15 protein-coding genes are annotated in these 21,651 nt (G+C 44.4%); 14 read left to right on the plus strand and 1 reads right to left on the minus strand.

All coding sequences use genetic code 11. The features are described 5' to 3' along the window. The first annotated feature begins 4 nt into the window (after nt 1-4). From ACJJII_RS10845 to ACJJII_RS10910, 14 genes are all read left to right on the plus strand, one after another. On the plus strand, nt 5-1,963 hold the full coding sequence (locus ACJJII_RS10845) for a glycosyltransferase family 2 protein (RefSeq protein WP_444919148.1): 1,959 nt from the start codon (nt 5-7) through the stop codon (nt 1,961-1,963). Nucleotides 1,964-1,973: 10 nt separating this feature from the next. Then, complete coding sequence (locus ACJJII_RS10850) at nt 1,974-3,206, plus strand: glycosyltransferase family 4 protein (RefSeq protein WP_444919149.1); 1,233 nt, start codon at nt 1,974-1,976, stop codon at nt 3,204-3,206. Nucleotides 3,207-3,233: 27 nt separating this feature from the next. Then, a complete protein-coding gene (locus tag ACJJII_RS10855; RefSeq protein ID WP_444919150.1) occupies nt 3,234-4,091 on the plus strand; it encodes a sulfotransferase family protein in 858 nt (285 codons plus the stop codon). Further along, on the plus strand, nt 4,088-5,053 hold the full coding sequence (locus tag ACJJII_RS10860; RefSeq protein ID WP_444919151.1) for a hypothetical protein: 966 nt from the start codon (nt 4,088-4,090) through the stop codon (nt 5,051-5,053). The genes ACJJII_RS10855 and ACJJII_RS10860 overlap by 4 nt, the downstream gene beginning before the upstream one ends. 115 nt (nt 5,054-5,168) lie before the next feature. Beyond that, entirely contained in the window at nt 5,169-5,951 is a 783-nt protein-coding gene (locus ACJJII_RS10865) for a hypothetical protein (RefSeq protein WP_444919152.1), read from the plus strand. A gap of 657 nt (nt 5,952-6,608) precedes the next feature. After that, nucleotides 6,609-7,172, plus strand: a complete 564-nt coding sequence (locus tag ACJJII_RS10870; protein ID WP_444919153.1) for a sulfotransferase — start codon at nt 6,609-6,611, stop codon at nt 7,170-7,172. A gap of 149 nt (nt 7,173-7,321) precedes the next feature. Next, nucleotides 7,322-8,464, plus strand: coding sequence for a glycosyltransferase family 2 protein (locus tag ACJJII_RS10875; protein ID WP_444919154.1), 1,143 nt, complete (start codon nt 7,322-7,324; stop codon nt 8,462-8,464). A 122-nt stretch (nt 8,465-8,586) separates the two neighbouring features. Further along, nucleotides 8,587-10,854 carry a glycosyltransferase family 2 protein gene (locus ACJJII_RS10880; protein ID WP_444919155.1) on the plus strand — a complete coding sequence of 756 codons (2,268 nt, stop codon included), beginning with the start codon at nt 8,587-8,589 and terminating at the stop codon, nt 10,852-10,854. Between the two features lie 257 nt (nt 10,855-11,111). Next, complete coding sequence (locus ACJJII_RS10885; RefSeq protein WP_444919156.1) at nt 11,112-12,845, plus strand: SLC13 family permease; 1,734 nt, start codon at nt 11,112-11,114, stop codon at nt 12,843-12,845. Between the two features lie 17 nt (nt 12,846-12,862). Then, nucleotides 12,863-13,783, plus strand: a complete 921-nt coding sequence (locus tag ACJJII_RS10890; protein WP_444919157.1) for a glycosyltransferase family protein — start codon at nt 12,863-12,865, stop codon at nt 13,781-13,783. A 104-nt stretch (nt 13,784-13,887) separates the two neighbouring features. Continuing rightward, nucleotides 13,888-15,816, plus strand: coding sequence for a capsule polysaccharide biogenesis protein (locus ACJJII_RS10895; RefSeq protein ID WP_444919158.1), 1,929 nt, complete (start codon nt 13,888-13,890; stop codon nt 15,814-15,816). 99 nt (nt 15,817-15,915) lie between these two features. Then, entirely contained in the window at nt 15,916-16,953 is a 1,038-nt protein-coding gene (locus tag ACJJII_RS10900; RefSeq protein WP_444919159.1) for a phytanoyl-CoA dioxygenase family protein, read from the plus strand. A gap of 672 nt (nt 16,954-17,625) precedes the next feature. Continuing rightward, entirely contained in the window at nt 17,626-18,870 is a 1,245-nt protein-coding gene (locus ACJJII_RS10905; RefSeq protein ID WP_444919160.1) for a capsule polysaccharide biogenesis protein, read from the plus strand. 204 nt (nt 18,871-19,074) lie between these two features. Further along, nucleotides 19,075-20,841: a DEAD/DEAH box helicase gene (locus tag ACJJII_RS10910; protein WP_282934580.1), complete on the plus strand. Its 1,767-nt coding sequence runs from the start codon at nt 19,075-19,077 to the stop codon at nt 20,839-20,841. A gap of 94 nt (nt 20,842-20,935) precedes the next feature. Here the strand turns inward: ACJJII_RS10910 and ACJJII_RS10915 are convergent, their stop codons facing one another. After that, nucleotides 20,936-21,475: a cytochrome b gene (locus ACJJII_RS10915; RefSeq protein WP_413664530.1), complete on the minus strand. Its 540-nt coding sequence runs from the start codon at nt 21,473-21,475 to the stop codon at nt 20,936-20,938. Between the last annotated feature and the right edge of the window lie 176 nt (nt 21,476-21,651).

The raw sequence follows: 21,651 nt of genomic DNA on the forward strand, positions 1-21,651 counted from the left end.
AAAAATGGACGTTGAGAAAAAAAAGTATTTAGATGCTACAACAGCTACAACAGCTACAACAGCTACAACAGCTACAACAGCTACAACAGCTACAACAGCTACAACAGCTACAACAGCTACAACAGCTACAACAGCTACAACAGCTACAACAGCTACAACAGCTACAACAGCTGAAAAAGTTTCGGAGTTCGCAAAAGTATGGGTAGATGTTTGTGGAGTCATTGCTGAACAGCATCTATTAATACAAGGTTGGGCATTTCACCCGGCACATGAATCTCTAGATTTCAACTTGGAAGATGGCAAAGGCGAAACTCTCAATTACAACACCTTACGAACCACACGACTGGATGTAAATAAACACTTTAATTTTAAAGGTACAGGTCACTGGGGTTATTGCTTGCTAGTAGAATGGCCCTATGACATGCCCGTTAACACTGCATCTTTACGAATGAATGTTAGTGCTGGTAGCCAAAGGAAAGAAGTAAAGTTAAAGCCGTTTGTAGATCTGAGTGGCGAAGACATATTTGGACACTGCATGACTTGGCGAGAAGGAGAAAAAGCAGAACTCCTAGAGGCCATGTTTAAATGTATGGGCAATCGGGCCTTTGAAATTCCAGGTATTAAAAAGCTGAACGAAGACCAGCTGCGCTCAAAAGTCAACTGGCACTGGGATTACATTTTATCAATACCTGGTCACGGGCTATTTTTATCTGGTTGGATGCTCGATTGCCAGCAGTATTTGGCAAACTTGGTTTTACGAACTTCCGATGGTAACTATAGTGAGAACTTGCTTGAGAGCCCTGCGCGTTTTGCTCGCCCAGATGTTTTGGAGGCCTTTCCTGGCAAGGGCGAGCAAGACTACAAAGCAGGCTTTTTTGCATGGGTACCCATGCCCCATTTGATTGAACAAGCTAAACTGGAGCTGCTCTTTTTCACCAAAGAGGGAAGCCTGGGAATCATTCAACTACAGCAGACTAATATTCGAGAGGACATTACTCTGGCCAGCCAGCAGGTACTGGTAAATTTTAACGTGGATGGTCAGGAATATCAGAGAAACATGCGCAAACATATAGCGCCTGCCTTGTCTGCGCTATGGTCGAATCGACACTATCTTCTAGACGCGCCTCAGGTAGAGGTATTGCAGTTTGGGCGAGAAGTGAAGAATCCTAAACGTAGCATAATAGTTCCCTTGTATGGACGTTACGATTTCCTACTACATCAAGTGGCTCAGTTTGTTGATGATATTGATTTTGTAGAGACCGAGCTTATCTACGTTCTAGATGACCCAAGACTTTACGACTCATTTATTCCTTTTTGTTACGACACCAGTGTGTTATTTCCCATTAGTTTTAGGGTGATTTATGGTGGCCGTAATTTGGGTTATGCCGGCGCTAATAACTTAGGGGCAAGATATGCCAAAGCAGATAAATTAGTGTTGCTTAACTCAGATATTATCCCGAGTAGCGGAGGTTGGATTTCGCGCATAGAGCAGAAGGCGGCTTCTCTGGAAGATGTCGGTGTGGTCGCTCCGAAGTTAGTCTTTGATGATGGAACTATCCAACATATAGGAATGAGTTTTTCAAAAAATATACAATTTGGTAATTTATGGCTGAACGAGCACCCAAGTAAGGGTATCCCGGAATGGTTAGTGGATACTGACTCTGTTATGGAATCGCCAGCTGTTACTGGTGCCTGTATGTTTATCAGTAAGACGCTGTATGATTCTATGGGTGGCCTGGATGAGAGTTATGTGCTTGGAGATTTTGAGGATTCTGATCTCTGCTTAAAGTTACGCAAGGCTGGCTGCCGTCATTATGTACTCACAGATGAAAAGCTCTATCATCTGGAGCGAATGTCGCAGAGCCTTTTTGAAAACCGTGACTGGAAATTTAAGATTACCCTTTACAATGCCTGGCAACATACCGACCGCTGGGGAAGTTTGATTGAGCAGCTAGTGCATTAAGGAGTTACCAATGACAGAACACAGAATACTAATCGTTTCTCACGGCCATCCTGATCAGAGTAAAGGCGGTGCAGAAGTAGCCGCCTATAATTTGTTTAAGGAATACGAACGGCAGGGATTGGATACTGTATTTCTGGCGCGTACCGATCTGCCCTCGCACGGAGGTTCTGCTTTTTCCACTGTCAATTCCGATAGGGAAATTCTTTTCCACACCCATATGTCGGACTTTTTCTTGTTTCAGTCGGGCTGTAAGAAGCATGTATGGCAAGAGTTCCGTGCGTTGTTGCAGCGTTATAAGCCGACTGTAGTTCACTTTCATCACTATATCCATATGGGATTGGAATTAATACGCGAGGTCCGAAATACGTTACCGGATACACGTATTATTATGACGTTACATGAGTACTTGGCAATATGCGCAAATAATGGCCAAATGGTTAAGCCGGGTAAACAGATGAAGCTCTGCTATAAATCTTCACCTACCGACTGTGGGCGTTGTTTCCCTGAGCGTTCACCTGCAGACTTCTTCTTGCGTGAGAAATATATTAAGTCCATTTTTAACTTGGTGGATATGTTTGTGTCACCCAGTCAATTCTTGATTGATCGATACAAGGCTTGGGGGATCCCCGAGGAGAAGATGGTTGTGGTCGAAAATGGCCAGCCAGAGGTCCAAACACTGGCGCCTCGCCCGCTTGTTGAAGGCGAAACACGGGGTCGCTTTGCCTTCTTTGGACAGATCAACCCATTCAAAGGTGTGGATGTATTACTAGAGGCCTTCAAGCTATTGCCGGAAGATGCTCGAGAGAGGGTACATCTGGATATTCACGGGAGCAATCTGGAAGGGCAGCCCGAGGAATTCCAGGAGAAGATACATAGATTATTGGAGAATCTCGGTGACGTGGTAACCTTACACGGGTCTTATGAGTCCCATGAATTAGGCCGGCTGATGGAGCAAACAGACTGGGTTATTATTCCTTCTGTATGGTGGGAGAACTCACCGATGGTAATTCAAGAGACGTTTAACCACGGCCGCCCAATGATTGGCAGTGATATAGGTGGAATAGTCGAGAAAATTATCGATGGTGTCAATGGCTACTGCTTCCGAAGTGGAAGTAGTAATTCCTTGAAGCAGGCAATATTGAAGGCCTGTGGAGAAAATGAAAACTGGAATCTAGTTACCAGTGATATCTCTAAGCCGTTGAGTATCGGTGAATGCTCAAGAATCCATCTGTCGATTTATTAATAAGTAGATTTAGAAATAGGCATAATTATGATTACACCAATTATGTTGCGTAGCTTTGGGCGTTCCGGATCAACTTTGCTTATGCAAGTACTCGGATCATCAAGTAATGTGGTATTTGACCGGGATTATCCTTTTGAAAAGAGGCACTTAACCTATTTACATCGATTGACTACTGTGGCTTCTTCAGAATCCTGTAACGATGAAAATTGGAATGCTGATTCTTTATTTAGTTCTAAGATTAATAGAATTGGGCCTATACCATATATTAATACAAGTATAATAGATCGAGAAAAACTCCAATTGGAGTTTTTGACGCATCTATGGAAAGGGTTTTCTGGACAGATCAAAGATAAATTAAAAGAAGAGTTAAATTTGGATGAACCTATTTATTATGCAGAAAAGGTGGTTCATGATATTTGTCCGGCTGTAAATGAGGCTTTTTATGCGAAAAATTTATTTTTGTTCAGGGATCCCAGGGACGAATTCGTTTCTATAAAAAGTTTCAATGCGAAACGTGGCTTTAACGGTTTTGGGTGGGGAGAATCTGATGATGATGAATCATATGCGTTAAAATTGTGCCAAATGAGAAAGACCTTTATGCAGCATATTAGCAGTATTGAGGCAAGTGATCGACGATACGTTGTTAAGTATGAAGAATTTATTAAATCCCCTTATGAGATTACAAGTTTTTTGGGTGATTGGATAGGTTTAGAGCTAGATTATGGAAAAGTTGAAGCTCAGAAGAAATCTGTGGAGCATCATATTACGAGCAGTAATGTCGCGGCATCTGTTGAGCGGTGGAGAACAGAGATGAGCCCTAAGGTTGCTCAAATATTTGAGAAAGAGATAGGCGAAGAGCTGAGCGAATTGGGCTACGGATTATGAGTAGAATAATTCTTCATGCCGGAATGCATAAAACAGGAACATCTTCAATTCAAGCGATGCTGAATTCGAATAGAGATTCTCTGAGAAATAATGATTGGGAATATGTTTTTCTTCCCAAAGATGCGAAGGCAGCATATGGCTATATTCATAGTTCTCCAGATTCATGTACATATTCCGAAGCTAAGAAAGAGCTTGAGGGGATAATTTCTGGTTCTGATTGTAAAAACTTTATTTTCTCCAGTGAAGACATGACCGCTGCCTTGCAATCTGAAGATTTGTGGGTGAGCAAGGGAGAAAGGGTTAGTCAGCTATTTGAATCGTTGGGAAATATAGAGGTCTTAATTTATTATCGTAGGCAAGACTCATTCTATGAGTCTGCGTTTCAGCAGAGAGCGAAGGAAGGGGTTCCTTTAAACTTTAAGGAAACCTTGAAGCGTCTCCCTATTATGAGTTCTATGGACTGGTATTCAAAATTCAAGTTTTTTGAGAGCTGTTTCTCAGATTCTAAATTTACCTATATCTCCTATGAGAAGGCATACGGCGGAATAGGAATTACAGGTTCATTCCTAAAATACGCAAGCCTTAATGATATTATACCTATCGATCACTCTAAAAGTGATAATGCTTCGAGCAAGATTCTAACAAAAATATTTGCAGAGTATGGTCCGATACTAGATCCACATGATCAGTCTCTTCTTTCTGATGTTTTATGTGAGTATGAGAGGGCAGGGGACTTTCGGAGATACAGATTACTTTCTTTGGAAGATAGGTTGTCGGTTTTTGAAAATTATTATCAGTCTAATAGAAATCTATATTCTATTTGTGAAAATGCAGATGTTGTCGATCTAGATATTTGGCGCGCTGATCTATTGAACGAGTATTCAAATGATTATAGAAATGCTGTAGATGATAAAGATATTATTATAGATCTTTTGAAATTAATTTCTGCTACTCAGAAATAGAGCCGCTTCTTGAGGTTATGGCCTGACTTATTATTTTCTTGGTTGGGCTATAAGTGTAATTTAATGCAAAATTAATTCTGGGTTAGTTCTTTAGGTTTTATGTGGTGGAGGGATTATGAAGGTTTTGTTCTCTAATAGGGATGACTGGAAGTCGAATATTGAGAAGCAGCTTAATAAGACAGAATATACCCCTGTCTTTTCTAAGTTTACTAAAGAGGCGGTAGATAATGTTGATCTAGTGTTTCCAATTAGTATTGAAGATGTCTTAAAGGCTGGGCAGCTTTGCCCTGATTCGGGAAAAGGCCTTTTCCCAAGTTCACCTACAGTGCACTTGGCGGAAAATAAAGATAAATTTAATGTTTTTTTAGGTGAGAATGGATTTGAAGAACTTCTTCCAAAAGTAGGTTCTTTTAGAGGTGATTTTCCTTACGTTCTAAAGGGTAATGTAGGGAAGTTCGGGCTAACTACTTATATTGTTAACTCTATTGCCGATGAAGAAATTTATAGAGATAAACTAGAGTCTGAAGATTATTTTTGTCAAGAATATGTTTCAGGCAAAGAGGAATATGCTCTGCACTTCATATTTGATGGGAGGAAATTTCTTTTTTCAAAAGAGGTGAAATACGTCTATGATCAGGATCTTTTTGTAAAAGGGAAAGGTCGAGGACCAGTTGATAAAATATGGGGTTATGACTGTGTATTTTTAGAACAATTTGAATCTCTCCTGCAGAAATTAGATTATCGTGGTTTTGGGTGTTTCAATTATAAAGTTAATAATGGCCAGTTAAGAATACTAGAGTTGAATGCAAGAATCGGCGGGTCTATGGGAAAGTTTATTCATGAAGCTGTTGTTGCGTATTCAGATGCAGTGTCATTGCTTTCTGCTAAGAGTGCGTAAAAGACTACTTACTGATGGATACAATCCTGCAGCAGCTTTCAGCTCAAACGGTTGAAGGTGCAGGGCAATGTGAGCACAAGCTTTGCCTCAATGGTCTGAATTCTTGAAGGGTTTCGCTGTATATCCGTAATCATTGAAGCAATGATAGAAAAGGGTGTTGTTAACCGGTTGTATTATTGATTCGCAAGTTTGAGAGGCGGTCGGTGGACGAGGGGGGGTTGCTTTGAGGTACTATTTTAACTCTGTTGTCGTATATTACCTTTTTGATGATGGCTGCGGTCACGTGTGAAGAATTTTTGATTTGTGAGTGCTATCTCCGATAGTCGGCTTTGTCTTCAGGTATGCTCAAGGCCATTACGTGGGGCGTTTAGCTTTCTCGATCGATGCGAGTAGGATAAAACGGGGAGAGTTGGTGTTGGGCGACATTTGGAGCTGGCAAAACTCAACTGGTAAGGATAGTGGGTGTTGAGGGTGGTGGAGTTCGGTATGTCGTGGTTCAGCAGTTGTGTGGTGCGCGGCTCGCTCGTTTAGAGAAAGAATTCCTTATGGGCTTTTCACGATCTCTGCTGTCGGTTCCGCCTTGTAATGGGGTATACTAAGCGGTTTCGAATAGGTAGTGTCTCATATTAACATGTTTTTTGGGTTTTTGTATTTAGCATGAAAGTATTTCAAATAGGCTTTAACAAGTGTGGTACAACAAGCCTGAACCACTTTTTCTTACGTAATGGTTATAGGGCAGTTCACTGGGATTATGGAAACTTGGCGCTAAAGCTTGAGGAGAACTTCCTGCATGGGCGACCACTACTAAGTGAGTATGAGGAATATAGCTTCTTTAGTGATATGGAGTTGGTTTCTAACCGATGCCTGTATGCTTTTGAAAGATTCTATCAGGAGTTGGATCGGCAGTATCCGGGCTCTCTTTTTATATTAAATACACGCCCCTTAGATAAATGGCTAAATAGTCGGCTTAAGCATGGCGGGGGAACTTATTTGCATCGATTTGAAAAAATCTATGGTTGTGATCGTGAGGGGGTTATACGTCGCTGGGAATACGAGTGGCATAGGCATCACTCAAATGTACTCCAATATTTTTACGATCGTGAAAATTTTCTTTTATTCGATATTGAGAAAGATGGTGGCGATAAGCTAAAGAGTTTTATTGGTTGTGCTAAGATAAATGCTTCATTTTATCGGCACGATCATAGGACTACCTGTGAGTAGTACCAATAAGTTGGTTTTGACTGACTTACAATTAGTCTTTTTTTATTGTTATGCATAAGTAGTGTTTTTGACTTTCATATATTGTTTATGGCTTTTTCAACTGCTCTTTGTAAATTATTATTGATTAGATGTGTCTTCTTGGGGTGCGAATGAGGTTTGGAATTGCCGCAATCTTTAAGAATGAGTATGAGTATATTCTAGAATGGATTGTGTATCACCAGTTAATCGGTGTTGATACCTTTTATATTGCTGATAATGTCAGTGATGATGGTTCTTCACAACTATTGGAAGCACTTGATTTTCTGGGTGTAATAAATCGGGTGTATTTCCCTAGGGTTGGTGATTGTGGTCCGCAGATGCCAGCTTACAACCATATATTACATCATTTCGGTGACGAAGTGGATTTGTTGTGCTTTATCGACGCTGATGAATTTCTCGTGAGCACTGCAGGCTCTGAGTTAAGAGATCTTTTATCTGACTTTTGTGAGAATGATGATGCGGGGGCTTTAGCGCTCAACTGGAGAAATTTTGGATCTTCAGGCCATAAATTCAAGGAGGAAGGGCTAGTTATTGAGCGGTTTACACGCGCATCGAAACAAGATCACGATTTCAATCGACATATCAAGACGATTTTGAAGCCCTCGATGACGAAGAAGATGCATATCCATGAGTGTGTACTTCAGTCAGGACGCTACTATTCCGGGAATCTTCAGCCTGTGGTCTTTGAGAATGGTGAGCCGTGTGAACCCAAGACAAGAGGGGTTCAGTATGAGGGGGTCAGAGTCAATCACTATGTAGTTAAGTCCCGTCACGAGCATGTTATGAAAAAGGAGCGTAAGGGCTCCGGAGCTGGTAGTGCAACTAGGAAAAAGGGTGAAGCATACTTCAAGGCACATGACTTAAATGATGAGTCTGATGAGACATTACTCTGTTATGCCAGTGACGTTAAGGACGGTATTACTACACTGAGGGAGCGTGTGATCGAAGAGACTCCTTACCTCTGCTACGGGAAGGCATTCGTGGATGTAAGGTCGGAGCTGATAACCGGTTGGGCTGCGGCTGAGTTTGATGGCCCGATTAAGGTTCGTCTGTTGATCAATGGAGAGGAGCACCTTGTAGATGTTAACCGTGGCCGGCCAGATGTGGTGAATAAGGGGCTCTCCAAGCATTTAAAGTGTGGGTTTAGCTTTAAACCTAGCAAAGTCATAACCCGTGAGGATAGAATCGAGGCATATATCTACGGTACGACCGTAGAGGCAAAAATTAATTATCGGTTAACTACTGCCATATAGCAGCAGGGGGCGTTAAAGGTTTGATATAGGCCCTTATATATGCCCGAACGCTGAGGGCGTAGATTTTGGGTAGAATATAAATAGCGCTACAAAGTGCATTTTTACAAGTTGGGTTCTTACTGGTGTTTAGATTTCTAAAATCCCTGGTCCATATTGACTTGGGGCGTAGGCTTAGTTCCCTGAATGCGATTGAGCGGGTTGAGGATGCTGAGGCTGATTTTGACTGGCTTTCTAAGGGGGTGGATCCTCAATTTTTGATCAAGGGGCGGGGACTTGCTTCTGGCTGGTATATGGCAGAAATAGACCTTCGACATGACCAGCCTTCAGCAGACGCGAAGATTTATTTGGATCACGGAAGTGGCTTCAACGAGTCAGATAGTGTATTTATTCCGATAAAATCCGGCAGGGTAACTAAGCGCCTTGTGTACCTATCTTCTCGGGCGCATGCTCTCCGTTTCGATCCAATGGAATCTTCCGGGCTTTTCTCTGTTAGGCATTTTCACCTGGTCAGGTTACCAGCACGGTTTGCCTATGATCGTTTGTCCCAGCGCTTGGCTAGCATGCACTTTAAGTTTCGCGACTTGGGGAAAGCGAATGTAATGCAATATATTCGTGAAGAAGCCCGTGAAACCCACCGCTCCTGGAAAGAATTGGCACTGCAGCACTACGCAAGAACTTTCACCAAAAGGCGGCAGGCGTGTGATTATGCGGAATGGATCGGTAAGGTTGAGACCGTAAAGCTAGCTTCCCGTTCGGATGATGTGTGCGGTGAGAAGTTTGGCGTGCAACCATTGATTTCAATTATCGTCCCAACTTTCAATACTGATCCTGAGTTGCTAAGTGATTGTATAGAGTCTGTACTTGCGCAAAGTTATACCAAATGGCAGCTTTGTATTGCAGATGATGCTTCTTCAAATCAGAAGACCCGGGAATGTCTTCTGGAGTATCAGGCTAAGGACTCTCGTATTCAGGTAGTCTTTCGGAAAAGTAACGGACATATTTCTGCCGCTAGCAATACAGCCCTGGAATTGGTAACGGGAGGGTATATTGCACTGTTGGATCACGATGATACCTTGGCCCCGCATGCATTAATGACGATGGCGAAGGCGATTGCCGACAACCCTCAGGTTCAGCTGCTTTATAGTGATGAAGATAAAATTGATGAGCTAGGTGAGCGCTTTGATCCGCACTTTAAACCAGATTGGAACCCAGATCTGTTACTTTCACAGAACTATATTTGCCATTTGACTGTTTTAAAAGCAGCTCTTGTGGAACAGATTGGGGGCTTTCGTTTAGGACTTGAGGGTAGCCAGGACCATGATTTGCTTCTGCGCTGTGTGCCATACTTGAACAGTGAGAATGTGGTGCATATCCCTGAAATACTGTACCACTGGCGAGCAATTAGTGGCTCTACAGCTCTGGAAGGTGGCGCGAAAAATTATGCTGCGACTGCTGGTTTGAAAGCTGTGAATGATTACCTGAGCTCTCAAACCATAAATGCTTCTGCGATACTTGGCACGGCTCCAAATAGCTATAGAGTGCGATGGAATGTGCCGGAGTCGGCCCCTCTAGTAAGCTTATTGATTCCTACGCGAGATGGCTTTGGTATTCTAAAGCCTTGTGTGGAGGCAATTCTCTCCAGAACGGATTACCCAAATTTTGAATTGTTAATTTTGGATAATCAAAGCACCTGTGAGGCCACTCTGGGCTTTTTGGAGGAGATTTGTACTTCCGATCATCGTGTTTCCGTGCACCGTTGGGATTATCCATTCAATTACTCAGCAATTAATAATTTTGGTGTAGGCCTCGCGAAAGGTGAGGTTATTGGGTTGATCAACAATGATATTGAGCCCATCAATAGTGATTGGCTGGGTGAAATGGTGGGGCAGGCTCTAAGACCCGAAATTGGCTGTGTAGGAGCCAAACTATATTACCCCAACGATACTATCCAGCATGGTGGAGTAATCTTAGGTATTGGTGGTGTCGCTGGTCATTCTCATAAGTATTTCAGTCGTAATGAGTTCGGTTACTTTTCACGTCTCCACCTTATTCAAAACCTTTCTGCAGTGACTGCTGCTTGCTTACTATTGCGTAAGACAGTATTCGATGAGGTTGGTGGATTGAATGAAAAAGATCTGGCTGTATCCTTTAATGACGTAGACTTATGCTTGAAGGTTCGCGAAGCAGGTTATCGTAATCTATGGACACCTTACGCAGAGCTATACCACCACGAATCTATCTCCCGTGGTGCGGACAACACTACAGTGAAACGTCGCCGCGCACAGAGGGAGGCGGAATATATGCGTGGCCGATGGGGAGATTTGCTAGATACTGATCCCGCATATAACCCTAATCTGACCTTAGTCCATGAGGACTTTACACTGGCGTGATGGCGTGATGGCGTGATGGCGTGATGGCGTGATGGCGTGATGGCGCAGTATTTCAATTGCTGCGCCATTGGAATTCAGAGCAATATACCAGGAAAGTTTTACTTTTTGATAGCAGGAATCAGTCTATTCGGCTTGTTGTTTTAAAGGTTTGGAGGTCTGGAGGCGCAATCGTATCAGATTTGGCATAATCTACTTACGCGATAAGCGTATAAGTAAATAAGTTCTAGCACCGATAGCCCAAGCGACTCCCCAACTTTATGACTTTTCCTCAATTATTTGTAGCCGGTATCTTCGTTCTGGTTATCGTTTCACTGATCTTCACCCGATTTAGGCCATCCCTGGTCTTCGCTTCGGCCGCTGGAGCTTGCTTTCTAACTGGACTTGTGCCAGCGGAGTCAGCTCTGCAGAAGGGTGCTAACCCGGGGCTGGTGACATTGGTCGTGTTACTATTGGTATCTGTGGGACTGGAAAAGGCTCGTTGGTTGCGATTGATCTCAGGTGGGCTAATCAAGGACTCCCTCAATGCCAGCTTATTACGACTTTCTGCCGCCACGGCGCTGAGTTCCGCTTTCCTCAACAATACGGCCGTGGTGGCAGCACTTGCATCCAGTGTTAAGGGGCAGCGACGGCTGCCCGCAGCCAAGCTTTTAATGCCCCTGTCATACGCGGCGATACTTGGAGGGACCCTGACCTTGATAGGGACCTCTACCAATCTGATTGTCAATAGTTTTGTACTAGATCGCGACTTGCCAGGACTGGATTTCTTTGCCTTTTTACCGGTAGGGGTAGCTGCAACTTTAGTGGGGCTTACTGTACTGATATTGTGTAACCGTTTGCTACCCGAGGGGACTGTAACTGATGAACCTGTGGCCGAATACTTGCTAGAGGCTGAGGTGGTGGCGAACTCTCCTCTTGACGGAAAGAGTGTTGAGCAAAACAATCTACGTCGCCTGGAGACTTTCTATCTAATCGAAATAGTTCGGGACGATCAAGTAATTAGTCCAGTTGGTCCTTCAGAATTGATTCGTTCAGGTGATAAATTGATTTTCAGTGGCGATGTTCGTGATCTCGGACGTTTACAGGATATAGAAGGTTTACGCTTATTTGCTTTAGATGACGAGGCACTGGATTTAAATCTTACAGAAGTGGTGATTACTCCAAGCTCCAGTATTCTCGGCCAGTCTCTCAAGAGTTGTAACTTCCGCACTCGCTTTGATGCCGCAGTTGTGGCAATGCGGCGTGGCGGTGACAGGCTGTCGGGTAAGTTGGGGGAGATTGAGTTGCGAGCAGGAGATGCACTCTTGCTCGCCGTGGGTGCTGATTTCCGCCATCATCTTAATATCGATAAAAACTTCTATGTTATCAGCGGTACTGAGGTAAGACGGGACTTGTCTCAGCGTGATAATTGGCTGTTAGGCTTAGGCTTCACCGCAGTTGTTGCTGGAGCGGCACTTGGTTATTTTTCATTGCTAAAAGGCTTGCTGGTATTACTAGGTGGTATGATCGGCCTCGGCATCCTATCGACTACTGAATTGCAAAGGCGTTTTCCTTTTCAGATATGGCTGATTATTGCCAGTGCTTTGGTGCTTGCGGAGGCTTTCGCTGGTAGTGGCCTGGCAGATGTATTGGCCCATAGGTTGAAGGGATTCCTTGCTGGTTGGGGGCCCATGGCAGGTTTGGTGGGAATCTTTTTACTGACCCTTGCGTTAACTGAACTGATGACAAATAACGCGGCTGCTGCTTTGACTTTTCCCCTCGCCTGGAGCCTTGCCGAAAGTTTTGGGGTCAGTTGGATGCCTTTTGTAATGGCCGTTGCTTACGGAGCAAGCGCAAGCTTTTTAACACCTTTTGGTTACCAAACCAATCTGATAGTGCAAAATCTTGGCGGGTATCATTTACGCGATTTTCTTCGTGCGGGCCTACCTCTAACTATTGCTTATTCTATTGTTGTCTTGGCTTTACTACCTATCGTATTTCCCTTTGAGGTTTGATCGGTTTGGAGATTGATTTGGAAAAGGCCAGTCGCTGGCTAATCGTGGAGGAAGGCCGTAATCCTTCAGCGGACTATTTTGTTTTACCATTCCTTCAAAATATGGGAGTTAGTTACGAGCGTTGTGGTTTTAATGATATTCCGATAGAGGAAAATGTACGAGGCGCTAATATTATATTCGTGCGTTATATTCCGGGTAAATGGAAGTCATTTCTGAAGAAGAATATTGAGAAAATTTCTCGTATATTTTTCTTTATAGATGATGATTTGTTTGATCCGCGGACATTTCTTAGTTTGCCCGTTAAGTACAGGTTTAAATTGCTTCGATATGGATGGTCAAAGCAAAAATGGTTAAAGTCTGTAGGGGCTCAATTGTTGGTTTCGACTCCTTATCTACAGAGTAAATATAGTGACTGGAGGCCAAGATTGTTGCAAGCGGAGCCCATCAAGATAACTGATAGAAATTTTGTAAATCTTTTTTATCATGGCTCTGCATCACATCAAGAAGATATCCAATGGTTGTACCCTGTGGTAAGTGAGGTTCTTAAGTATAATCAAAATTTGAGCTTTGAAATAATTGGAAATACCTACGTGAATCGGCTTTTTTCCAATATACCAAGGGTTAAAGTGTTGCACCCGATGAAATGGCCTACTTATATCTCGATGTTACAGATGCCGGGGCGAAATATAGGTTTAGCGCCCTTATTGAATGTACCTTTTAATAGAGCTAGGTCTCACACCAAGTTCTTTGATATCACACAGGCTGGTGCTGTGGGCATTTACGCTGCTGGTGATATTTATGGCAAAGTGGTTCGTCATCGTGAAAACGGTTTGCTTTTACCTATGAACTCTTCGCAATGGGTCGATGGAATTCTTGCTTTGGCTGAGGATGAAGAATTGCGAAAGAATATGCTGGACGAGGCACGAAAATGCCTGTAGCCGGACACTGTTCTTTAGGTTTGCGGAATCACCGGATTCTAGAAAGCCTACTCGATATACGCTGCCAGTACATTACGTTCAAGCCCGCTAGTTATGTGAGTTATATGATTGGTTGGGGGCTTAAACCAACAGCGATGAAAGCAAAAAGGATTGCTCTACGAGCAGGGCTCCCATTTGCATGTATAGAAGATGGGTTTTTACGTTCGCTCGGGTTGGGAGTTAATGGAGCGGTTCCGCATAGTCTGGTGGTTGATAAAACTGGGATCTATTATGATGCATCTCGACCTAGTGATTTAGAAACATTGATAGCTCTAGCTGACTTCACTTCTGAAGAACTGGATCGAGCGGAGAAAGGGATAGAGCTATTACGAGCTAATAGGCTTTGTAAATATAATCAATCCATAGATAAGCCCTTAGATTGGTCAACTAATTTGAAAAGGGTTTTAGTTGTAGATCAGACTTTTGGAGATGTCTCTGTTTCGGCTGGCCAGGCTTCTGAATCTCATTTTCTGGCCATGCTGGATAGTGCTATTGAAGATAACCCTGAAGCCGAGATATGTGTAAAAATACACCCGGATGTTATAACAGGAAAGAAGAAGAGTTATTTATTAAGTTTAGCTTTTGAAAAAGGCTGTAGAATTATATCTGAAGATATCTCACCTTGGGCTATTTTTGACTATGTGGAAAAAGTTTATGTTGTCACTAGTCAGCTGGGATTTGATGCTTTAATTGCAGGGAAAGAAGTACACTGCTTTGGTGTTCCTTTTTATTCTGGGTGGGGATTAACTAAAGATAGACAATTTTTATCACGTCGCAATATCAACAGATCTCTTTCGCAGCTCTTTTGTGCTGCCTATTTGAGGTATTGTCGATATATAAACCCATATACCGGTGATAAATGTGAGTTTGAAGAGACGGTTGCTTTGATTGCGGAGCAAAAGAGGCAGTGGCTTAGATTTCAAGGTGCTTGGTTAGGTGTGGGCTTTTCATCATGGAAGAGAAAGTTTATTCCTAATTTTCTTAGTAAAAAGGGAAAGGTGGACTTTGTTAGAGGCACAAGCTCTATCAGTCAGTGTGCAGCGGGCGCTAATATTTTTGTTTGGGCTAGTTGGCCAACGAACTCATTGCAGAAAAAGATGGAGGAGATTCAAGCTCGTCTTTGGAGGGTTGAAGATGGGTTCATACGTTCAGCAGGGCTAGGTGCGGACTTGGTTGCACCCACTTCTTTAGTGTTTGATTCCCGGGGTATTTACTTTGATGCCCGGTCACCCAGTGATCTTGAAGTTGTTTTAAGCGATACTAATTTTAGTGATGAAATACTTAATAGGGCGAAAAGCCTTCATCTGCTACTTTTAAGAAAAAGAGTTACAAAATATAACATTCAGGGCTCAGTAAATCTCTCTCTTCCTGATAATAAGAAAATTATTTTAGTTCCTGGGCAGGTGGAAAGCGATGCCTCAATTGCTTATGGTTCTCCTGTTATAAAAAGTAACCACTCTCTTTTGGAGAGAGTAAGGAAGGAAAATCCAGAAGCATATATTATCTATAAACCTCATCCCGATGTGGTTGCTGGTGCTCGCTTGGGAGAATTACCCCAAGGATCTAAAAGATTATATGACTCGATTGTTACTGAAGGGGATATCTCTCAAATATTGGATCAGGTTGATGAGGTGCATACCTTGTGTTCTTTGACGGGGTTTGAAGCCTTGCTTAGAAAAATTAAGGTTGTCACTTATGGTTTACCTTTTTATTCCGGTTGGGGTTTAACTGAGGACACTCTGCTATCCAAGGTAGGGAGTGATAGGAAGGATTTTGACGTTTTTAAGCAAAGGCGGCGACGTAAATTGACTTTAGATGAATTAATCGCGGGAACTTTGCTACTTTACCCAGTATATGCTGATGCTGCGACAGGGGATTACATTGATGCAGAGACCACAGTTAAGTTGGTAGAGAAAAAACGATCTTTATATGATGGCGGGAGCTTTTTCTTTAAAGTTTTTTGCTGGTATAGAAAGAATTTTCTTCGCTATTGATAAATATATCAATGGATGCTCCGTTTGATAGGCGGCAAAGCGAAGCTGTATTTCCATATAAATAGTATATTTTCAGATATGTATCTTTGGGAGGTGATAATGCTAAGCCGAATGCTTGCTTTGACTTGGAAAATACCTAAGTGGTCTTTCGAGTTGGTTAGTTGGGGGAAGAGCTTTAAGAATAATCCTATAATTGGAAGCTACTGGCTTAATGTGTTCGGGTTGCATGTTTTTAGGGTGATAGTTGCACATATACTATTTCGAGTTCGGTTGTTTCTTCTTTCCCCAATTGTTCCTTCAGAATATCGAGGAGAATTTATTAAGAATGGCTATATTTTAAGGGAGAATTTTCTTGATGAAGATCAATTTTTCCGCTTGGCTGAAGAGCTTGATCAGTTTGAGGGACCAGTTAGGGAAATAATCGAAGGGACAACAGTAACTCAGAGAATCTTTATGGATTATGAGGAGCGAAGAAAAGCTCCGGAATTTAAAAAGCTAGCTGAAAATCAATTGTTGGATCGGTTGATGCGATTTTGTTCATCAAAAAATCGCCCTCCTTTATTCTATATAGAAAATCTTTGTAATCATGAAGATGTAAATCGCCGACCTGATCCTCAGCGTGATTTACATGCAGATACTTTCCATCCGTGTGTTAAGGCGTGGCTATACATTGATGAGACAAGTGATAATAATGGCGCTTATATCTATGTGCCTGGATCGCATAAGCTCTCATGGAAAAGATTAAAATGGGAGTACAAAGAAAGCCTTGAAGCATGTAAAAAAGGTAGTAAGCGCTCGCCTGGACGCTATTGGGATGGATCTTTTCGGGTCAATGGAGCGGATTTACATGAAATGGGATATCAAGTTAAAAAGTTATCTGTCCCAGCTAACACTCTAGTAATTGGCAATGTGTATGGATTTCACTGCCGCGGTGAAGCACTTCAAAAGTCAAAGCGGATGACCGTGTGGATGCAGGCTCGAGATAATCCGTTTAATCCATTATTTACGCCCTTCCCCAAAAGCACCGCCAAAGTATTTGAAGCAGTATGGAAAAAGGCCTTAAAACGCCTAGATCAAGGTAAAGTCAATAGCGGCGAGCAAAGAAATTTTTATGGTCGTCTATCACGTCCTAGATAGAAGGAAATTTTGGATGAATTTTAATCGTCAAGTTTCTACAGTATTTAGCTAATCGTAAAATTACTTAATGGTTATTGTCGGAGATAAGTGGCTCCACTCAATTTATTGAGTATCGGGATTGGCCGATAAGGCACTAATGGTTAGCGTGGATTGTGATTGCTGTGTTGGTGAATTGTGATCTAGTCAATTGTGGTGGTCACTTATCTGAGTAAAATGGTTGCTCAACCGCCAATTTTTCTTGATGGCATGTTTCTTAGCTTCGTTTATGATGGTGTGTATGATGGAATTATTATTTTTATAAAAATGTCTTCTCAAACTTTATTAAATGGATTTAGTATTCTATACAGGGAAAAGACTTCTCTGTTTATACTTTTCCACCGCGGTGAGTTTTATCTCAACCAGTCACTGACTTTAGTAAGAAGTGAACAACTGTAGAAAAAAATTAATCCGTTTGGTAGAATTTCGCGCCAATTGGTACTCCAATACCTGTTTTTGTTCGTTTAGTTAATGAATTCCCTGTTGGGCCCAATGGAGCCGCAGAATGGCACATGCCAATGTGTCAATGAGCTGAGTGGCTAGCATACGGCATGGTAATGGTTTTTGTTTAACCAATTATTTGTATGTGCTCAATCTCTAAGCGCCAAATAGCAAGTTTCAGGGGTAGGATGAATAATGTCTGCGGCAGTCTTTTTACAGGGGCCTCATGGCCCGTTCTTTGCGAAGTTGGCAAGGCGACTTTCACAACAGGGCATAACTACGCACAAAATTAATTTTAACGGCGGGGACCGCTACTTTGCCTGGGCCGATTTTCAGGTGGACTTCACCGGAAGTGAAAGTGACTGGGCATCCTTCTTTAATTCTTACTTATTGGAACATGGGGTTGAGGCTGTATTTGTATACGGAGACTGCCGCCGTTATCACTTTCAAGCCCGAACCGTTTGCGAATCTTTGGGCGTGGCTTATGGGGTGTTTGAAGAAGGTTATCTTCGCCCTGACTTTGTCACCTTGGAATGGGGTGGTGTGAATGCTTTTTCCCGAATGGATTGGACACGGGATGGGATCGAAAAGTATGAGCCTGACTTAAGAAAACCTTGCGCTTCGCCGGTAGGGCAAACGTTTTGGCGCCGAGCTTCTTATGCTATGGGCTACTATACGGCGATGCGTCTTGCCCGATCAGAGTTTCCAGCTTATCACCACCACCGAAACCGGGACTGGAAAGCTGAAGGCATATGTTGGCTAAGAAGTTTTGTACGCAAAGGGCTGTATAAGATAACAGAACGCAATTTGACTGCTAAGTTGATAGGAGAGTTTAGTCAGCGCTTTTTCTTATTTCCCCTACAGACACGCGATGATTTTCAATTGCGAGAGCATTCTGATCTCCTGTCCATCGAAAATGCAATTGATCGAGTATTAAAATCATTTGCTAAGAGTGCTCCAAGTGATGCGGTAATCGTTCTTAAGCACCACCCTATGGACCGTGGTTTCTGTCACTATCAGAAACTGATTGATAGTTTAGAGGTTCGTTATAATATTCAGGGGCGGGTAGTCTATTGCCATGATCTGCACTTGCCTACTCTACTGGACCATGCTCGTGGCGTAGTCACAATTAATAGTACTGTCGGTATCTCTGCCCTTCTTCACAAAGTGCCCACAAAAGTGCTTGGGCGTGCGCTATATGACATCCCAGGCCTGACTCATCAAGGTAAACTATCTAGCTTCTGGGCTGAGCCTGAGAGCGTGGATATTGCTTTTTTCAGACGCTTTCATACCTATTTATATGAGCAAACTCAGCTAGACGGTAGCTTCTCCAAGGCGGTTGGCGCCACCATCGAAGGGGTGGTAAAGCGCATAGAATCTGCTGCTGAGGGTAGCCCCCAGGCCAAGCTCTCTATCAAAAGCGGAAATAGTGCGGGTTAATTCTCTCGCACGGACTTGGACTAGAGATTAGGGATTTTGCGTTCTTTTCCTTTCCATCTAAGGTATTTCATTCCGCTTGCACGCTTCATCACAGCTTGTTTAAAAAACAGGCTGATCTGGATCGTCTAACCTGTTAGACTGCGCGGCCTTTTACCCACCGCTCCGGTCCCGCGATAGGGACTTTGGCTTCAAGTGAATTCCGAAATGACCGATACCCCTAAAGCGGCCGGCTTCGACCAGTTGGGTCTGCCGTCTGAAATTCTCAGCGCCATCGAAAAGCTCGGCTATGAGACTCCCTCCCCGATCCAGGCACAAACTATTCCGTCCCTGCTGGAGGGGCGGGATGTGCTAGGCCAGGCCCAGACCGGCACTGGCAAGACCGCAGCCTTTGCGCTGCCGCTACTCTCCCAGCTGGACCTGAAGGATCGTCGCCCTCAGGCACTGGTGCTGGCACCGACCCGCGAACTGGCTATTCAGGTGGCTGAAGCCTGCCAGTCTTATGCATCCAAGTTGAAAGGTTTCCACGTTGCGCCTATCTATGGTGGCGCGGACTACCGCGGCCAGATACAGCAGTTGAAGCGTGGCGTTCAGCTGGTGGTAGGTACCCCCGGACGGGTGATGGACCATATGCGTCGCGGCTCCCTGGATCTGTCCAATCTGCGCACCCTGGTGCTGGATGAGGCGGATGAAATGCTGCGCATGGGCTTTATCGATGATGTGCAGTGGGTATTGGAGCAGATTCCTGAAGAGCGCCAGATTGCGCTGTTCTCCGCCACTATGCCAAAAGAGATTGCCCGCATCGCCCGCGAGCATCTGGATGAGCCGGTTGAAGTAAAAATCCGTGTTAAGACTGAGACTGCGGAAACCATTCGCCAGCGCTACTGGCCGGTTGGCGGCCTGCACAAACTGGATGCACTGACCCGTATTCTTGAAGCGGAGCCGGTGGACGCCACGATTATCTTCGTGCGCACCAAAAACAGCACTGTGGAACTGGCAGATAAGTTGGCCGCCAGAGGCTTTGCCAGTGCCGCCCTGAACGGTGATATGGCGCAGAACCTGCGCGAAGCCGTGATCGACAAGCTGAAAAATGGCAAGCTCGATATTGTTGTAGCCACCGATGTTGCGGCTCGTGGACTGGACGTAAAGCGTATCAGTCACGTGATTAACTACGATATCCCCTACGATACCGAAGCTTATATTCACCGTATCGGTCGTACCGGCCGCGCCGGTCGCGAAGGCGATGCTATCCTGTTTGTGGCGCCCCGCGAGCGTCGTATGTTGCGAGTCATCGAGAAAGCGACCAAGAAGCCGATCGAAAAACTCGATTTGCCCAGCGCAGATGCGGTTAACAGTGCCCGTATGCAGCGCTTCCGCGAGCGCATTACCGCGACCCTGGAAGGCCAAACTGATCTGGCGCCCTATCGCCAGCTGGTTGAGGAATTCCTGGCGCAGAATGAAGTTGACCCTCTGGATGTTGCTGCCGCGCTGGCTGCAATGGCCCAAGGTGACCAGCCCTTGCTGATTCAAGAGAAAGAGCAGAGACCGCGCAAAGAGCGTCGCGAGCGCGATGATGACTTTGACGGTGGCCGCCGCCGCAAGAAGGAAAGCTTCGAGAAAGATCGCAAGCTGCCGCCGCCCGATGAGGGGCTGGAGCGCTTCCGTATTGAGATCGGCCGCGAGCAGGGCGTGCGTCCCGGCAGCATTGTTGGCGCTATTGCCAATGAGGTGGATTTGGACAGCTCCTATATCGGCCGTATCGAAATCTACAACGATTTCACCACGGTAGATCTGCCCCAGGGAATGCCGAAAGAAGTGTTCCAACACCTGAAGAAGGTGCGTGTTTCCGGTAAACCGATGAAAATCACCCGCTTCGATGAAGCGGCGGTGAAATCGAAAGGGAAGCCCAAGGGTAAGCCTAAGTTCAAGCCCAAAGGAAAGCCCAAAGCCAAGCGCGGCAATAACGACGAGTAAGTCGTACCTGCTTTAGCTGGTTCTATTCGGGAGAGCGCAGCCTTGCGCTCTCCCATTCAACTCTCCCTATCTCTTCTCACTTCCCTATCTTGGATTAGCGTTGCGGCAGCATCCGGGTCAAAGTGTTATCGCGGGCAATAAAGTGGTGCCACAGGGCTGCGGCGATATGCAGTCCAACCAGTACGAGCAGGGCGGGCCACATTACATCTTTGTGCAGGAAAGCGATTTGCTTGCCCAGATCCGGGTTTTTGGCGAACAGGTTGGGAACGGCAAATAGGCCAAAAAACTCGGTATCGCGCCCAAACAGTTGGCGCATCACGATGCCTGATACCGGCATAGCCAGAATCAACAGGTAGAGTCCACCATGGGTCAGGCTGGACAGTGCCTTCTGCCACTTCTTGCCTTCAATCTGTGGGCGCTTGTGACGTGCACGCCAGTAGAGGCGAAGGGCCAGAAGCATCAGGACACCGACTCCCAGCGAGAAGTGCAGCTGCATAAACCAGCCGCGCATGGGGTCGCCGCGCTCGTAAAACTCATGCAGTTCAACCGCTCCCCACACAGAGAGCAGTAAGATTACGAAAAGCCAGTGCAGTCCTTTACTCACTGAGTTCCAACGTTCAACCGGGTTTGACATAGAGGGTCTCCTACAAAGTCCAGGCATTTGGCCGGGTACAGGCCACTGCCGTATATAGTTATTTGTGTGATTTTACCGGCCTCTCCGGCCAGACCAAACCATTGATTTGCTTGATCTGAAAATATTCAGTTTGTTTGATAATTGTGCTGAGGTTGAATAAGTCATTATTTCCGCAA

The sequence above is a fragment of the Microbulbifer maximicatervae (SeqCode) genome, assembly GCF_052467825.1.

Bases quoted from the DNA above. Each gene is read 5' to 3' on its own strand.
- ACJJII_RS10845 (WP_444919148.1), top strand. From the start codon at position 5: ATGGACGTTGAGAAAAAAAAGTATTTAGATGCTACAACAGCTACAACA.
- ACJJII_RS10850 (WP_444919149.1), top strand. From the start codon at position 1,974: ATGACAGAACACAGAATACTAATCGTTTCTCACGGCCATCCTGATCAG.
- ACJJII_RS10855 (WP_444919150.1), top strand. From the start codon at position 3,234: ATGATTACACCAATTATGTTGCGTAGCTTTGGGCGTTCCGGATCAACT.
- ACJJII_RS10860 (WP_444919151.1), top strand. From the start codon at position 4,088: ATGAGTAGAATAATTCTTCATGCCGGAATGCATAAAACAGGAACATCT.
- ACJJII_RS10865 (WP_444919152.1), top strand. From the start codon at position 5,169: ATGAAGGTTTTGTTCTCTAATAGGGATGACTGGAAGTCGAATATTGAG.
- ACJJII_RS10870 (WP_444919153.1), top strand. From the start codon at position 6,609: ATGAAAGTATTTCAAATAGGCTTTAACAAGTGTGGTACAACAAGCCTG.
- ACJJII_RS10875 (WP_444919154.1), top strand. From the start codon at position 7,322: ATGAGGTTTGGAATTGCCGCAATCTTTAAGAATGAGTATGAGTATATT.
- ACJJII_RS10885 (WP_444919156.1), top strand. From the start codon at position 11,112: ATGACTTTTCCTCAATTATTTGTAGCCGGTATCTTCGTTCTGGTTATC.
- ACJJII_RS10895 (WP_444919158.1), top strand. From the start codon at position 13,888: ATGATTGGTTGGGGGCTTAAACCAACAGCGATGAAAGCAAAAAGGATT.
- ACJJII_RS10900 (WP_444919159.1), top strand. From the start codon at position 15,916: ATGCTAAGCCGAATGCTTGCTTTGACTTGGAAAATACCTAAGTGGTCT.
- ACJJII_RS10905 (WP_444919160.1), top strand. From the start codon at position 17,626: ATGTCTGCGGCAGTCTTTTTACAGGGGCCTCATGGCCCGTTCTTTGCG.
- ACJJII_RS10910 (WP_282934580.1), top strand. From the start codon at position 19,075: ATGACCGATACCCCTAAAGCGGCCGGCTTCGACCAGTTGGGTCTGCCG.
- ACJJII_RS10915 (WP_413664530.1), bottom strand. From the start codon at position 21,475: ATGTCAAACCCGGTTGAACGTTGGAACTCAGTGAGTAAAGGACTGCAC.